Annotated in this window: 19 protein-coding genes; 3 read left to right on the top strand and 16 right to left on the bottom strand. The window is 55.1% G+C overall.

Going from position 1 to position 14,723, the window contains the following annotated elements; all coding sequences use genetic code 11:
• Positions 1-68: 68 nt before the first annotated feature.
• Positions 69-1,457 carry a hypothetical protein gene (locus tag K8I84_RS01475; RefSeq protein ID WP_223792951.1) on the top strand — a complete coding sequence of 463 codons (1,389 nt, stop codon included), beginning with the start codon at positions 69-71 and terminating at the stop codon, positions 1,455-1,457.
• Between the two features lie 61 nt (positions 1,458-1,518).
• Here the strand turns inward: K8I84_RS01475 and K8I84_RS01480 are convergent, their stop codons facing one another.
• The 8 genes from K8I84_RS01480 to K8I84_RS01515 all read right to left on the bottom strand — a co-directional run bounded on the left by K8I84_RS01480 (position 1,519) and on the right by K8I84_RS01515 (position 7,031).
• The gene (locus tag K8I84_RS01480) at positions 1,519-2,124 is read right to left on the bottom strand and encodes a class I SAM-dependent methyltransferase (protein ID WP_223792952.1); all 606 of its coding nucleotides are present in this window, start codon (positions 2,122-2,124) and stop codon (positions 1,519-1,521) included.
• Positions 2,125-2,647: 523 nt separating this feature from the next.
• Positions 2,648-2,854 carry a YdeI/OmpD-associated family protein gene (locus tag K8I84_RS01485; RefSeq protein ID WP_223792953.1) on the bottom strand — a complete coding sequence of 69 codons (207 nt, stop codon included), beginning with the start codon at positions 2,852-2,854 and terminating at the stop codon, positions 2,648-2,650.
• Between the two features lie 443 nt (positions 2,855-3,297).
• Complete coding sequence (locus K8I84_RS01490; protein WP_223792954.1) at positions 3,298-3,603, bottom strand: NIPSNAP family protein; 306 nt, start codon at positions 3,601-3,603, stop codon at positions 3,298-3,300.
• A gap of 100 nt (positions 3,604-3,703) precedes the next feature.
• On the bottom strand, positions 3,704-4,195 hold the full coding sequence (locus K8I84_RS01495) for a pyridoxamine 5'-phosphate oxidase family protein (protein ID WP_223792955.1): 492 nt from the start codon (positions 4,193-4,195) through the stop codon (positions 3,704-3,706).
• A gap of 327 nt (positions 4,196-4,522) precedes the next feature.
• A complete protein-coding gene (locus K8I84_RS01500; RefSeq protein WP_223792956.1) occupies positions 4,523-5,557 on the bottom strand; it encodes a fatty acid desaturase family protein in 1,035 nt (344 codons plus the stop codon).
• A 204-nt stretch (positions 5,558-5,761) separates the two neighbouring features.
• Positions 5,762-6,094, bottom strand: a complete 333-nt coding sequence (locus K8I84_RS01505; protein WP_223792957.1) for a YnfA family protein — start codon at positions 6,092-6,094, stop codon at positions 5,762-5,764.
• A 203-nt stretch (positions 6,095-6,297) separates the two neighbouring features.
• Positions 6,298-6,510 (bottom strand): hypothetical protein, encoded by a 213-nt coding sequence (locus K8I84_RS01510; protein WP_223792958.1) that lies wholly within the window; start codon positions 6,508-6,510, stop codon positions 6,298-6,300.
• 47 nt (positions 6,511-6,557) lie between these two features.
• Positions 6,558-7,031 carry a helix-turn-helix domain-containing protein gene (locus K8I84_RS01515; protein ID WP_223792959.1) on the bottom strand — a complete coding sequence of 158 codons (474 nt, stop codon included), beginning with the start codon at positions 7,029-7,031 and terminating at the stop codon, positions 6,558-6,560.
• A gap of 40 nt (positions 7,032-7,071) precedes the next feature.
• Here K8I84_RS01515 and K8I84_RS01520 point away from each other — a divergent pair, with 40 nt between their 5' ends.
• Positions 7,072-7,626: an OsmC family protein gene (locus tag K8I84_RS01520; RefSeq protein WP_223792960.1), complete on the top strand. Its 555-nt coding sequence runs from the start codon at positions 7,072-7,074 to the stop codon at positions 7,624-7,626.
• A gap of 289 nt (positions 7,627-7,915) precedes the next feature.
• Here K8I84_RS01520 and K8I84_RS01525 read toward each other — a convergent pair whose 3' ends face one another.
• The 5 genes from K8I84_RS01525 to K8I84_RS01545 all read right to left on the bottom strand — a co-directional run bounded on the left by K8I84_RS01525 (position 7,916) and on the right by K8I84_RS01545 (position 11,259).
• On the bottom strand, positions 7,916-8,443 hold the full coding sequence (locus K8I84_RS01525; RefSeq protein WP_223792961.1) for a hypothetical protein: 528 nt from the start codon (positions 8,441-8,443) through the stop codon (positions 7,916-7,918).
• Positions 8,444-8,640: 197 nt separating this feature from the next.
• Positions 8,641-9,462, bottom strand: a complete 822-nt coding sequence (locus K8I84_RS01530; RefSeq protein ID WP_223792962.1) for a 2-keto-4-pentenoate hydratase — start codon at positions 9,460-9,462, stop codon at positions 8,641-8,643.
• 95 nt (positions 9,463-9,557) lie between these two features.
• A complete protein-coding gene (locus K8I84_RS01535) occupies positions 9,558-10,274 on the bottom strand; it encodes a ZIP family metal transporter (protein WP_263282917.1) in 717 nt (238 codons plus the stop codon).
• Positions 10,275-10,386: 112 nt separating this feature from the next.
• Positions 10,387-10,875: a hypothetical protein gene (locus K8I84_RS01540; protein ID WP_223792963.1), complete on the bottom strand. Its 489-nt coding sequence runs from the start codon at positions 10,873-10,875 to the stop codon at positions 10,387-10,389.
• A gap of 60 nt (positions 10,876-10,935) precedes the next feature.
• Complete coding sequence (locus K8I84_RS01545) at positions 10,936-11,259, bottom strand: antibiotic biosynthesis monooxygenase family protein (RefSeq protein ID WP_223792964.1); 324 nt, start codon at positions 11,257-11,259, stop codon at positions 10,936-10,938.
• A 418-nt stretch (positions 11,260-11,677) separates the two neighbouring features.
• On the opposite strand from K8I84_RS01545, the gene K8I84_RS01550 reads away from it, so the two are divergent.
• Positions 11,678-12,160 carry an NADAR family protein gene (locus K8I84_RS01550; RefSeq protein WP_223792965.1) on the top strand — a complete coding sequence of 161 codons (483 nt, stop codon included), beginning with the start codon at positions 11,678-11,680 and terminating at the stop codon, positions 12,158-12,160.
• Positions 12,161-12,192: 32 nt separating this feature from the next.
• Here the strand turns inward: K8I84_RS01550 and K8I84_RS01555 are convergent, their stop codons facing one another.
• From K8I84_RS01555 to K8I84_RS01565, 3 genes are read right to left on the bottom strand one after another with little or no spacing between them, the layout of a single operon-like run.
• Complete coding sequence (locus K8I84_RS01555; protein WP_223792966.1) at positions 12,193-13,173, bottom strand: HupE/UreJ family protein; 981 nt, start codon at positions 13,171-13,173, stop codon at positions 12,193-12,195.
• Positions 13,174-13,182: 9 nt separating this feature from the next.
• Positions 13,183-14,028 (bottom strand): peptidyl-prolyl cis-trans isomerase, encoded by an 846-nt coding sequence (locus tag K8I84_RS01560; RefSeq protein ID WP_223792967.1) that lies wholly within the window; start codon positions 14,026-14,028, stop codon positions 13,183-13,185.
• Between the two features lie 22 nt (positions 14,029-14,050).
• Entirely contained in the window at positions 14,051-14,545 is a 495-nt protein-coding gene (locus K8I84_RS01565; protein WP_223792968.1) for a DUF3604 domain-containing protein, read from the bottom strand.
• Between the last annotated feature and the right edge of the window lie 178 nt (positions 14,546-14,723).

Genomic DNA, 14,723 nt, shown 5'->3' on the forward strand with positions numbered 1-14,723 from the left:
GACTCCGCACGCGCCTACCTTGAGGTTCGGGCTCCGTGAGGCACTGGCAGGTTGCACTGGCGATAACGATGGTTTTCGGCCCGTTGCAGGCCGAGGCCCATGCTTTTGGCGCCCGCTACGATCTGCCATTGCCGCTTAGTCTGTATCTTGTCGCAGCGGGGGCGGCCGTGGCGGCTTCGTTTCTTGCTGCATTGCTTTTCCTCCGTACCGGGCGGGTGCGGCCTCTGCATCGGGACATCCCGGTGCCCGCCAAAGTTGGCCGCACGCTTTCTACGTTGCTGGGCACCGTCGGCCTGCTTGTGTTGGGCGTCCTGCTCGGTTCTGCGTTCTTCGGACCGCAGGAGGCCATGCGCAATTTCACGACGGTCTGGGTCTGGGTGATCTGGTGGGTAGGATTCCTGTTGTTCTCGGCCCTGGTGATTTCCCTCTGGCCGCAGCTCGATCCATTCCGAAGGCTGGCGGCTTTTTCAGCGTGGGCGACTGGCCGGCCGTGGAAGGGCAGTGCGGCCAACCTGCCGTCGGGAGCTGGTCTGCTGGCGCCGGCAGGCCTGCTGGCGATCGCCTGGATTGAGCTGGCATCGGACTGGTCGGAAGATCCGCGAATGGTCGGCCTGCTGGTGACTGCCTATCTTCTGGTCGCGCTCTTCGGTGGACTCTTGTTCGGGCAACAGTGGTTCCGTGTGGCCGACCCCATTAGCCGCATTTTTGCCGTGCTCGGCCGAGTCGCGCCGCTCTCGATGACCAGCGCCAGCGCCTTGCGCCTGCGGCTGCCGGGCGAAGGCCTGTTGACTGAGTCAGAGCCCCTTCGCGGCGAGGTGGCTCTGGTGATCGGGCTCATTGGCATTGTGCTCTTCGACGGCTTGTCCGAGACCCCGGTTTGGGCCGCGGTGCTGGAGTTCGTGAGCACTTCACCGTCCTTGCGAGTGCCGCTGCTCTGGCTGCGCGATCAAGGGGCGGATTTGATCCGGGTGATTAGCACCATCGGCCTCCTGGTGACCATTGCCGGCTTCTACGGTGCCTACTGGCTGTTGATGATTCTGATGAGGGCATTGGCCGGCGGCACGTTCACGGCCAGTCAGCTTGCGCACAGCTTCGTCGGTACGCTCCTGCCGATTGCGGTGGCCTACCATCTCTCTCACTATGTCTCTTACCTTCTGCTCGCAGGCCAGCTGATCTTTCCCGCCGCGTCCGATCCTTTTGGCCTGGGATGGGACGTCTTTGGTACCCGGAACTGGTCTATCGACATCAGTGTCATCGGGACAAGGCACATCTGGTGGATAGCTTTTACGGCATTGATTGTCGGGCACGGGCTTTCCGTCCTGATCGCGCATCGGCGCGCGCTCCAGCTGTTCGAAGACGCCCGGCGCGCAGCGATTTCGCAGATCCCGATGACCATTGCCATGGTAGGCCTAACCGTGCTGAGCTTGTGGATCCTCTCACAGCCCATCACAGAGTGACCGGATGAGTGTTTTCGCGGGAGATGTTCAACATCCGCACGGGTTAGATGGCGCGTCACGGTCAGGCCCGGCGCAGGCGATACCAGTGCTCGTCCGGGCGCAGCAGCCATTCCAGGGGTGGGGGCAGCTTGAAGAAAGATGGTTTTACATCGGCAATTTGCCACCCTGCAAAGGCTGTTTCTATTTCATCTCTGCTAACGCCCCGGATCAACGGGCGAATGCGCCGCGGCCAGCAAAGCAGGATCACTGTGGCATCCTCGGTGGCCAACGCGTCCACGCTACGAGCCATGGCTCGCTGCCGCCGGGTGTCGAAGTCATGGAAGGTGCCGGTGTCCAGGATGAGCCGAAAACCTGAACCCACTTGATCCTCGGAAAGCCGGGTAACGTCCCCCTGCACGAGCGTCACCTCCACACCGGCTGCACGAACTCGCTCTTGCCCGCGCTCCAGGGCTTTCTCCACGAAATCCACGCCGGTGACATCCCAGCCCCTTTTGGCCAGTTCGATGGCCCAGATTGCGCTGCCCGTGCCAATATCCAGAGCGCGCCCGTAGGGTGAATTCCGACCCTGCTCCTCCTGTTCTAGGAGCGATGACAGGGATTGGAAAAACTCCTGGTCGGTATCCTCCCAAGGGTGAAAACCGACGGTGTACGAAAATTTCCAGTTCATAGCTGCTATTCGGCTATTTGCCGTCGCATCAAGCTGACTGCTGCACAGGGCGGCTTTGTTGGCTCTGACGCACGTTATAGCTTGATAGAATCTGGTCGTAATCCAAATGCACGATTTCGCCCCTGAATTCTTCAGAGCCCTTATCCCAAGGGAGAAATATTCGAACTGAAAGTTCCATCTTTTGACCGCCACCGACCCATTTTTTTCAGTTCCCAGCAAGTGGACGCGAGACCAGAGACACACCGTTTTCCCCTGGATTAACCGGGCTGGTTTACCGCAGACAGCGAGCACCTGGGGTGTGTTGTTTGGTTTTTGTATCGCCCTGATGGCTGTGCCGATACCTGCATGCCTGGCCATTGTTCGTTATCCGATCCTGTGGAAGTGCTACGCCCGTGGGAAGGGAGAACGCTTAATCAGGAGACATACAAAACAATTCAGGGTGCTGTGCAGTATGATTTCTGGTGGTTGCCGGTCACTGCTTTTTGGCCGATGCAGGGTGAGGCATGTTCATATAGACACCACCTTATTTAAGCTCTGCCAGCATCTGATTTAACCTCTTCTCTTTTGTCGCATCGCGCTTTGCTTGGTTAATCCAGCCTATGTAGTCATTCTGCTGATAAGCAGGCCGATTAAGATAATCCTGCATCAGCGACTGCTCTTCTAACACCGCCTTTACAAAGGAAGGCATGGGATGCCGATCGCGCTCCAGCTTAGAGACGTCTTTTGCCATGACGTGGCCTCGTTCAATTCGAATAACGGTGGTAATTGTGGATCGGCAGGCCTTGGACAACCGTGACTTGCAGTCGTCATTAGAAATTTGGGGAGTCCCTGGTCGCCAAGCGGACATACAGAATTGAGGGTCGATACGCCGTAAAGCTGAGCCTGAAAACGATGCACTTCATAAGATCGTTTTAAGCATTTTTTCTCAAGAGCATACCTCTGGAGATCAAATTCATAGAACTTCGTCCCGGGAGTGAGATTGAAAAAATATGGCTCGATTTCCCCTTCAAAATTTTGATACGACAGATCAATATCGAGTCACTCTGCATGTTCAAACATCAGTGCTCTTAATTCATTGCTATCCGCGGGGAACACAATATCCCTAATCATTAACAACCATTCCCTGTTTCGAAACGTTGGTTACCACCTTCAGCGCATGCGCTCGTTTAGGACTCACTCAAAAACCGGCCTCATAAAGCTACGCTCGCTACTGACTACGCATCGAGTCTGCTCTGCATAGTGAAATGCCGCCTGGCAATCCGCATCGTCGAACGAGGCCACGCGATACCGTTCGTAGGAGGCCAGCGAGTCGAAACTGAATAAGGCGATAGCAATGTTATTTGCGCCTTCGGACGGCAGGAAATACCCATGATGCTGGCCGCCAAATTTATGGACCAGAGGTATCCACATTTTGGCGTAGCACTCGAACTCGTCGACCTTGTAGGGATCTATCGTGTATCTCAGATAACAGGTAACCACTTGAGCTCCCTTTCAGCCTTGTTTTTTACGCCGCTCGGCGCGGCCGCTATGCAGTAATTGTCACGGTAACCCGTTTGGTTAAAATCATTCTCGAATTGGCTCACTTCCAGAGCCCATCGCACATTGCAGGATAGGTTGCAGGAGAAAAGGCATCGAACTTAATATCCCGCACCCGAGTCAAATCACTCCAGAGTAATTTGTGCCCCTTCAATTTGCTGGTGATCCGGATAGCGTTTTGGAGCTTTTCAATTTCTTCCTGGGTGGCTTTCCGGGGCTCACTCACTTCTCCAAACAAACGCACAGCCGGCGCCGATTTAAACTGCCCTTTAAAAAGGGACTTTAACCAAAATTTGGTGTTGCTGTTTACACCCATGAGGCAGACTCGCTTATTGTGCTCAAAGTTTTTCGGCATGGCTTGCGAGTACGCATCGAAGTAATAGCCCGTCATATCATCTCGGAAGAACACATGGCCTATGGGCGTCACGTGAGGGTTCCCATCACAATCGACCGTTGCGATGGAAAAAAAGCGGTTAGACCTCTTGGCATTGGCAAGAACTTCCAGGATTTCAGACCAGTTTTTCCCTATATCCATATCCTATTCCCTCAGGTTGGGTGGCACGTTTTTACAGCTTACTAACTTGAGTTTGCATTAAACCGAAAGAGCCGCCTTACGGCTAAACCTGGTTCACAGGATTGATCCGCGGTGTTGCTGCGGTGAGAGAAAGGGATTAGGCGTCCGATCGCTAGGTGATCCGGCCAGACGGTCGCAAAGCGGACATTCAGATTGGCTGATAACGTCTGTGCAGAACGGTGAGAAAGCCGCGGAGAAGTGCAGGGTGTATATCCGATGCCTGACCCGGCAATTTCGCGATGGAGTCCACGCAGCGGGTTTCAGCGCTCACCGATTAGGTAGCTGCTGTTAGCGAGCCTCCTGATAGGAAACCATGCGCTGCTTGTCTTCGTCCCAAAGGGCATAACGAAAGCAGTCTGCTATATCCCTCGGCGCGAGGGTGGTGGTCAACGGCGATTGTAGCTCCGGAATCGCCGCCATCACCTCGGGAAGGCGATAAAAAGGAATTCGGACGTTGAGATGATGGATATGATGAAAGCCAATGTTCCCGCTAAACCACTGCATGACCCGATTCATCCGCATGAAACTTGAAGACTCCAGGGCTCCCCGGTAATAGGTCCAGGCTTCTGGCGACGCAATCTGCATACGCCGGAAACTGTGCTGGGCAAAAAACAGGTAGCACCCCAACGCGGAGGCAACAAACATAGGCAGCAGGACGACAAAAAATGCCAGGCTGAAGCCACCCAGCCACCAAAGCAGTCCTATCAGCCCGAAGTGAGCGATCAGCGCAACAAGGGAGTCAAGATGTTGGGCCGGGGACCGAATCAACGGTATGAGCGTGATATTGAGGCCGAAAACGATCGGATAACTCAGTACCACCACCAAAGGGTGACGCTGAACGCGATAGGCGAAGCGCTGCCACCGCGTTGAAGCCTGCCAGATCCGGGTGGTCAAAAGCGGAAACGCCCCCACACTGGCGTCGGAGATCTGCCCCACATGGCCATGATGATAGTTGTGGCTTGCTCTCCAGGAGCGGGTTGGCGTTAGGACAAAAGCGCCATAGGTATGAAAAAGCCAGTAAGCAGCGCGTGAGTCTTTGAGAATGGCCCCGTGAAGGTAATCGTGGAAGGTGATAAAGGCCCGTACCATCAAAAGTGCGCCCAGCAGGGAACACACAAGCCGAAGGGGCCACCACGGAAGCGCTCCGGCGGCTATCAGGGCCGCGATCATTAACCCGAAAGTCGGGCCGACCTGCCACCAACTTTGAGCATAAGACTCTTCAACGTAAGGTTTGGTGGCTTGAAGCAGCTCCCGGCCTACCCGGATATCAGCACTGTGTTCGGGCAGACTGCTGTTCATTTTCTGGATATCGTTCTGACGCATTGTCCGCCCCTCCTTGCCTTAAAATTAAATCTTGAGGCATGGAATTTCCAGTTCCTCCTGCTCCTCAGATATCACTGTGTCAATCGAGCGGGCAAGCTCCAGTGCTTGGCGGAAAGAGTAGCGGCCCCTCGTGGAGGCTTTTCTGGTAACTGGGCAGAACCCTGGGTCGCAAAGCGGACGCCCGGAACGGGCCACAACAGTTGGTTATGTGGTGCGCGGCGCATACATGATGATTGCCATACCTAGCAGGGCAACGGCTGAGCCAACCAAATCCCAAGCGGTTGGCCGAATACCATCGACCGCCCAAAGCCACACAATAGCCATAAGAATATACACACCACCATACGCAGCATAGACCCTGCCAGCAGCCGTGGGATGTAGCGACAGTAACCACGCAAATGCTGCAAGACTCAGTGCACCAGGCACCAGAAGCCAGATGGTTTTGCCCTCTCGAAGCCAGAGGTAAGGCAAGTAACAACCAACAATCTCTGCCAATGCGGTGACGAGAAAAAGACCGAGTGTTTTCAGTTCAGGCAAAGAAATTGACCTCTTGGTAATGACACATAACGTTGAGCTTTGCGGCTGCCGGTGCGCAGCACCGGCAGCCCGAAACAGTGACTTGTTAGTTGCCGGTTTCCCGCCCAGCCACCCAGCTTACATAATTACTTCTCTGTAGCTTGCACGATCCCGGACGGATGGTGGAGGCGGCAACACCCGAAATTCGGGGATTTTGCAGAGATTTACGCGGAGAACAGCCGAACTTTGGCAAAGATCTGGCTGGACTTCCCTGATTTTCCACCTTTGACAACATCCCCAAATGCCACGAGCATTGTCACCATGTGAACATGTTCTGGTGGCTGCCCCAATCCCTCCGACAGCGCTGACGTCAAGCCCACCTGAAATGCAATCCTGTTTTCCTCTGTCCATGCTGATGGAAGATACAGCGTTGCCATTACGCTATCCCGTTGCTGCGGACATTCCTACAAAAGAGGATTACTGTTCAGGACCGGAGGCTACCCGCCATTTTTAAACCACCCGCGGAAACGGCGTAGATCCCAGATGGCCCCGCCGACTCTTCGATCAACGGCCGAAACAGGCGCCGGTACTCGCCAGGCGTCAGGCCCGTCAACCGCTTGAATAGGCGGCGGAAGAAAGATAGATCCTCGTAACCGACCTCCAAACTCACTTCTTCCACGGATAGCCTGCCTTCTTCCAACTGACGCTTGGCCGCTTCGATTCGAAGGTTCTGCAAATACTCGATCATTGAAGAGCCGGTGGCCGCCTTGAAGCGACGCTTGAGTGTTCTCTCTGGCAGAGAGGAGGCCTCCACCAAAAGAGAGATGGCCGCCGGATCACGGTAATGCTCTTTAAGCCACTCCTCGCATTTGCGTACCGCCGAGTCAGCGTGATGGATTTGCCGCACCAGGCCCGTAAACGGCAACTGGCCTTCTTCATGCCATTTCAGCAGGTACACTTTTGCAATGCGAAGCGCTTCGCCAAAGATGAACGCACATGTGGATATCCAAAACCGCAACGGACTTGACCTGAACCAGATGGGCCAGACAGTCGCAGCCCTGAAGAATGACCCAAGTCTTGCCCAATTCGAATTCCGGGCAAGCAACCAGTGGATGAATGGTGGTGAAAACCGCTCAACCATTCGAGGCTTCTACGGCGCCGGCGCCGAAGATGAATCTCGTCAGGCGGACTTTGTCTTCACCAATGGAGAACCGCCTGTTTTGCTGGGCAACAACGAAGGCGCAAACCCGGTGGAATTCCTGCTGCACGCGCTGGCCGGCTGTGTCACCACTACCACTGTATTGCATGCGGCGGCACGGGGCATCACCATACGGAAGTTATCGACCAGGCTGTCTGGCAATATCAACCTGGAGGGGTTGCTGGCGCTGAATGACGAAGCTACCGTCGGCTACGAGAGCATCCGCACCCTGATGGATATCGAGGCCGACTGCAGTGAAGAAGAGCTGAATGAACTGCTGTCGTTCGCCAAGGACCATTCACCCGTGTGCAACACTATTTGCCGGCCAGTTCAGGTCTCGCTTGAGCGGGTTTGACAGAAGGTCCGAGGCGGGGGAGCTCGTCTCGGACTCGTTTGTTTGACGTGCTTGTTACATGTTCTTTCGGTAAACAACTTCGTGCGCCACATATCCACGCTTCTCATAAAACCGCCGCGCAATCTCGTTTGCACGCAATACCGAGAGCTTTATGATCGACAAGCCAAGGGATTTACAAAAGCCTTCTACTCGTATTCGGTATAAGTCATAGACATTTAAGGTCCACGTTGACCCGCGTCTGGCAGGGCAACTGAAACGGGCCCTTTCAGGCGTCGGTTCCGATGCGTTGTTAGGGGCGGGAATGCGTAATAGACCGGGCCAATGATCGCCTCCAGCGGAACCCAAACACGATCGCTAGGGAGGTAAAAATACCCCCTCCGATGGCACAAGCAACGCTTACCTTCTTGGCCAGTCTCAACCGTTCCCGCCCCTGGCTCAATTTCAGCTCACCTGCGTGAAGTCGCTCTTCCCCGGCGTCAACCTTTTCTTGTCCCTCGGCAACCTGTTTTTCTCCCTCGGCGATCTGCTCTCTACCCTCCTTCAGGCCCTTTCCGGCGTTTAGCAGTTTGTCCGACCACTTCAGGAACAGGTTGTCTTCAGCTTGCTCGTACTCCGCCTTACCCTCGGACAACTCACGTCTTCCCGCGCGCAGGTCAACCTTGCCTTCCTCCATCGCAGACTGTCCTTCTTCTAGCCGCCTTTCTCCTTCGGCTATTCGGATTTCCCCGGCAGTAATGATTTTAGCGAGAAACAGATAGCCAGCTCCCGACGCAACAGCCAATAGAATAAGGATTAGTAGCGTAAGAATCCTACCCATATTGTTTGCTCCGTACTTTTGTGACCTAACGCCAGGGTGTAACGGCCGTAATTTCTTTTAGGGCTCTGGCCCATGGCAGGCCCCCTCTAGTTAGTGTCGGGTTTATGACCGTCCACTAAAGTGGTGCAAGATCAGACCTGCGCGGTTTCTTGCGCAGGTCCGGTGGAATGATTCGTTAGGCCATCTTCGGGCGATGCTTATGCTGAGAATTTGACCCTAAGCCCTGGCATTGCAACGCCGTGTAGTTCGGATCGCCAAGTTTCACCTTCCTTAATGGACTGCGCGGTGGTAATCGTCCCAGTAGTTACAATTTCTCCTGCGCTCAGAGGTGCGTGGTTGCCTTGTTTAGCCAGCACTGAGACCAAATGGGCAATGGCGGCGAGCGGGTTGCCCAAGACGTTCGATCCCTTGCCAGTTTCGATGTGTCGCCCGTCGCAGGACAAATCTAGCGAGAAGGACTCAAGTGCAGCAACTGGATCGCTCCCTAATTTGGCAAGCGGTAGTGCCGGTCCGATCAGCAGCGTACCGTGGAGTGCCCAGTCGGCAACAGTATCAGGGGCCTGGAACTTCCAGCCGGGGTAGTGCGACTGCACTATTTCGAACCCATGCGCCACCCAATCGATGGCGTCTAGAACGCCGCGAAGCCCACCTTCGGCACGAGGGGTTGAGTGAAAGTGAAGAACGATTTCGGGTTCGATTTTCGGCTCGGCAAAATTGCTGAGCGGGCATGTCGCGATTGTGTCTTTCAGCTGGACGACCGTTGTGTCGTAGATGTACGCCCAGATCGGCTCCCGAACCCCAAATTTTGACCACATATCCGGGTTGGTGAATCCGATCTTCCGACCAACGGGCCTAGCACCTTCAGCCAGTCGTGCGTCGTGAATAAGATTCGCGACCTCATAGGCGGCAGACAAATCGAAGGCTGGCAGACGATCTGTAATTGGCCGAATCTGGCGCATCGAGTCTTGCGCTGCTTTCACTTCCAGCGCAAGTGCGTGAAGGTCGAGTGAGGTCGGCATCGTAGGTTCTCCGGTTGACCGTTTGGTTATGCATTCCTGGGCTAGCCTTGGGCACTACTTTCAAGCGTTGAAAGTTCATTTCCGCCACTGTCCCTTTATGCGCCAACTGCAACTTTACCCATAACGCCGAGTAAAAAACCTGCTACCGCGCCCAGTGGGGGGGCCCAGTGCTTTTCCAGTTTGGCCTGCGGCGCAATATCCTGAAAAATCAGGTACAGGATACCGCCAGCGGCAAATAGCGAGATAGCAGAAACAAGTTCCGGAAAGTCCGACAAGACAAAATATCCGGTTAGCCCCGCAATGGGACCTAACAAGGCCATCAGAGTGAATGCGCCAACCACCTGTGAAACACGATAATGGGTCGAATTTGTAACTTCTCCGCAGGCGTTAAAACCTTCCGGAAGATTCTGTAGCGCAATAATTCCTGCAAGTAACACCCCCGAAGCCTTAGAGACAGCGAAGGTTGCACCAAGTGCCAGGGCTTCGGGGACGAAATCGGATAACATTGCCACCAGTTGGCTCGCCGGGGTGGCCTTGGCAGCCAGGAAAACGTCGAGCAAGAGGAATGCCGCGGCGCCACTCATAAAACATACGACTATCAGCAGTGGGTCCAGGTTTCGTATCCCCTCCGGAACAAGAACTAGCGCGACTGCTGCCAAAAGCGCTCCCCCACCAAAGGCGATTACGCTGTGGCGAACCTCAGATTCAAGCCAGCGTGGCCGGATACGTTCGAGCCCGGCAAAAGACGCTCCGATCGGCATTGCGATCCCAGGTATCAGCGTCAGCAAAATAATGGTAATCCAGTCGTTCAATGTACTAATCGCAACTTTTCTGAGGTATAACGCTGAGCTAAGCGGCGCCCTGACAAGGGCGTCCGGTGGAGGCCGAAGGCCGGAACAAACTTGAGCGACTTGTTAAAAGGCATTAGGCCCGCCCCCTGAGTTTTTGGAAGAGGTTGAGCCAAAAAGACGAGTTGCTGACCAGCCATAACCCAATGGTTAGCTGAAACACCAGCCCTACCGGCCAAAGCACATTAGAAACGGAAATTTCTGTCGCATTTGGGAGGAAACCCAAGGAACGCGGTAGGTACACGATTGCATCAACAACAAAGTACAAGCCAGCCAGCTGAAAGAGCACCTTTTGAGAATCATTACTCAAGGATTTTTCTGAGCCTGTCTTGGCCCGTGCAAGAACAGAAGTGGCCGCTTTGTTGATCAGAAACACGGCAACAAGGCCAATTAAGAGAAATGAGGCAATAATGCCGACATACGCGCCCTGCGGAATTTCTTGTTGCTGGTACTGCTCAATACTTGAGAACACCAGAACAAGGCTTGGTAAATTCAAGACAAGCTGAATCAGTAGCCAGATCGAGATTAGCCTTAGCGCGATTGCTGTGACTTGCTGTGAATTCATACTTTGCCTTTTAACGCTGAGCGAAGCGGCGCGTCTCACGCGTCCGCCTTCCGTGACTTGTTAGCAATTCGAAGCCAAATCTGGCTGCAGATAATCGTCGCTGACTTCCAGTTTATAAACTGTTGTTGACCGGACTAAGCAACTCCGCATTTCATTGCGTGCTTTTTGGTACCTTTCATCGGCTAATTGATGATCTTTTTCCCATTGCTCTCGATTGGGCCACTGAGCATAACCAACCAAGATATTTGGCCTGTCCGAGGTATGAAGCCTTGAACCAAGGCTACCGCAATGCTCGTAAATGGCTTTGGTGACTCCAAGCCAAGCTTCACGAAACGAAGCCTCGGTACCGTCCTTTATTTCAAACTCATACACTACGATAAACATCCACTTCTTTCCTGAGTGCTAACAGCTAATTCAACGACAAATGACGTATATCCCACATGCGTATATCCCTCAGCGGGAAAAGGCATCATTCGCCATCTTATTGGTAATAATCAAATATCTACGATCGCATCTTTGAACGCGTTGCATGGGGATATGCGCAGTTTGTCGCTTTTCACGCAAACTGACGGTTCGCTTATCCCCAATCACCTCACAGCACTATTCCATAACTTTCATAGGGTTGTAAGCCTCGCGACGCCTGGGTAACGAAGTTTTGCGACAAGTGTCGTTGATCTACGGGGTCCAGCAGGGCTCAAAATTGCCCTGGCCAGTTTCTGATTTGCCAGAACCACCCAACATTCAGATCACCAGATTCGTGGTACATTGGTGCCAGACAAACCCTCTATTTTTTAAGGTGACCATGGCTTTATTCCCGGATGACAATGGCGAAAGCAACCTGTACGTAACCCGCTCCGACCTGGACAATCTGCTGGGCACTCATGCGCACTATGGGTTTGAGCTGGAGGGGAAGCACTGGCCCACGGTGGAGCATTATTTTCAGGGGATGAAATTCACTGACGATGCCAAACAGGAAGAGGTGCGTAACGCCACCTCGCCGGAAAAGGCTCGAAAACTGGGCCGAAAGCGCCACAAGAGTTTCCGAAAAGACTGGAAAAAAGTGCGTGAAACCGTGATGACCCGGGGCGTCTATATCCGTGCGCGCACCCACGATGAACTGGCCGAGGCGCTGCTCACCACCGGTGACCAGATCATCATGGAGAACAGCAACTACGACTATTTCTGGGGGTGCGGCCGGGATCGTCGCGGTGAAAACCGCTACGGCAAGGTGCTGATGAACGTGCGTGCCAAACTACAGGAAGAGCAGACGGCGGAAGCCGGCTGATTGAATGGTTTTGCAAGGGGAGCGGTGCCCGCCTAAAACGCCGCTACCCGTTCGAACAGCCAGAATGAAGCCAACGATCCAATGGCATAGGCTGGAACCTTCTGCAGAATAGGACCGGCCTTGAACGAAGCTTTCCGCGCCAGCGATACCAGCACCAGGAAGGCAAACACGAACAGCAGATTCCCCACCTCGACACCCACGTTGAAGAATACCAGTGCCAGAGCCACCGCGTTCTGTGGCAGGCCGATTTCGCCCAAGGCCGCAGCAAATCCCAGCCCATGCAACAGACCAAAACTGAAGGCGACCAGCCAGGGGTGCTGATGCGTCATGCCCGGTTCACCTCGCTGGGCCCGGAGAATTTCCGCGGCGACGAACACAATGCTCAGGGCAATCACCGCTTCTACTGGCGGCACCGGAATCCGAATGACGCCCAGCGACGCCAGCGACAGGGTGATGCTGTGGGCGATGGTGAAGGCGGTGATCGTCAGGACCAGCTTGCGGGTGTTGCTGATCAGAAGCAGCAGGGCGAGTACGAACAGCAGGTGGTCGATACCCAGCAGAATGTGTTCGATGCCCAGAACCAGATAGGTTCGGGCCGTTTCCAGCAAGGTAGGCTGGCCGGCCAGGGTGATTGACGGTGCTGCCGGCGTGAGCCGGTGCGTGACGCTGGTGCCATCGATGTATTCGACCCGAAGCAAGGCCTCGGTGGTGGTGCGGGCCAGTCCTTCAATGGCGACGTTCATGCCAGCCAGCCCCTCATCGGCCCTGATGGACCACTGCTGCAGGTGTGACCCGTTCAGAAAGCCGTCAACGGGTTGCGACACAGCCGCTGGCTCCGGTTCGAAGCGAACCTGCAGGGCCAGCCGTTGCTGGCCTTTTGCCGGGACTTTCCATAATACGGTGTAGGTGCCCTCGGCCTGTTCGGTCAGTTGCAGATAGGCCGGACGCAGTTCGTCGGCCTGGGTGAACGATGCGGTAAGCAGGGTGAGCAATAAGAGGCAGAGTTGCATCATGACAGCGGCCTATTGGTCGTTTTTGGTCACAACGGTGACGTCGTAGTTGGCCAGCAGACGCTCGCGGAAAGACTGGTCCAGCGCCTGTGCCCGGTCAAAGCGCCATTCCCGTTCCACCTTGTCACGGATGCTGGCGAGTTCCGGCAGGCCCCCCGGTGCATGTTCGGTCAGCCGCACAAAGTGAATGCCCATGCTCGAGCGAATAGGCCCCTGCCAGGCATGTTTGTCCAGACCTTCCAGCTGCAATGCAAACCCCTGCCCGAAGGTCTTGTCCAGCATGCGGCCGCTGACATCGTCAAACACCGAGGGCAGCAGGGAGGGATCGCCGGTAATAGGTTGGCCAGAGCCGATGGCTCGTTCTGCCTCGGCCACCCGTTTGCGGAGTTCGGCCGTCGGCTGGTCCGTGTTCAGGTAGATGTGCTCAAACGAATACCGGTCATCGGTGCGGAACTTGTCGGGGTGTTCTTCCAGATATTGGGTCAGCTGTTCGTCACTGGGTGCCAGCGCGTTGGCAAGATTGTCCGTGTATATCTCCATTTTCTGGCGCAACCGGCGGCGGATAACGGGATCATTCTTATCGATACCCAGCGCCAGGGCTTCCCGGTAGTAAATCTCTTCAATCACGAAGTTTTCGATGAGCCCCTGCAGTTCCTCTTCCGTGGGCTGTCGGTTCCAGGCCCGGGCGAACTGCTGCTGCAGGCTGTTGATTTGCCCCTGATCAATCAGAATACGCTTGTTGTCCTCCATCGCCTGGGGGTTGAGCGCGCTGTACAGGGCAAACAACAGCGCGCCAATGAGCAGGATGTGGATCAGCGGTTCCTTTGCCAGAGTCATCAGCCGATGGGGCATGGCCATGTTTCACCGTCCTTTGTGTCAGTTAACCTTCCGGGGTGTACCAGACGGGGGAGGAGAACGCCCGCTCCTGGTGAACCAGGGGAACCTCATCCGGCATGGTCTCGTTGAACCGGACCTTGTCGTACAGCGTCCAGCGCGGTGTCGGAATTTCCAGTACCCGTACGTAGTAGAAGGCGGAATGTTCCGGATCGAACGACGGGTCGGTGAAGTAGCCCATCAGTTCTGCGGCACCAATGGAGTTACTGTATTCGGCGGTTTCCATGTTAACGGTATTGCCTACCGCAGGCAGCTTGCCGTCGTCGCCGATCTGGCGTTCTCCGGACCAGACCACATCAAAGACCTGCTCATGGGGTTCGCCCTTATCGTCGACCCAGCCTGTGTGCACGTGGGAGTCACCGAATAGGGCCTGGCTGGGGTAGTCGGTGCTTGATTCCATGTCTGAATGAGAGCTGGCGTTGGCGGTCAGGCCAACGGCCGAGGCCAGGATTGCGAGGTAGAGGGTGTGATGGGTGCTCATTAGCGACTTCGGTTCCTTGGTTTCAGTCCCACCGTTTGGGCCGACTATTGAGAAATGACGGAAAACACCAGCTTGGTTCGGGGCGAATTCGAGCGCCGTTCCATGGCCTGGACTCGTCGCCTCAAGAGGCTGATCTGAGGCGAGAAAAGTTCCTAAAAGGTATAGCAGGTGACTCACC

The organism is Marinobacter sp. F4216 (genome assembly GCF_019931195.1).
GTDB classification, from domain to species: Bacteria; Pseudomonadota; Gammaproteobacteria; order Pseudomonadales; family Oleiphilaceae; genus Marinobacter; species Marinobacter suaedae.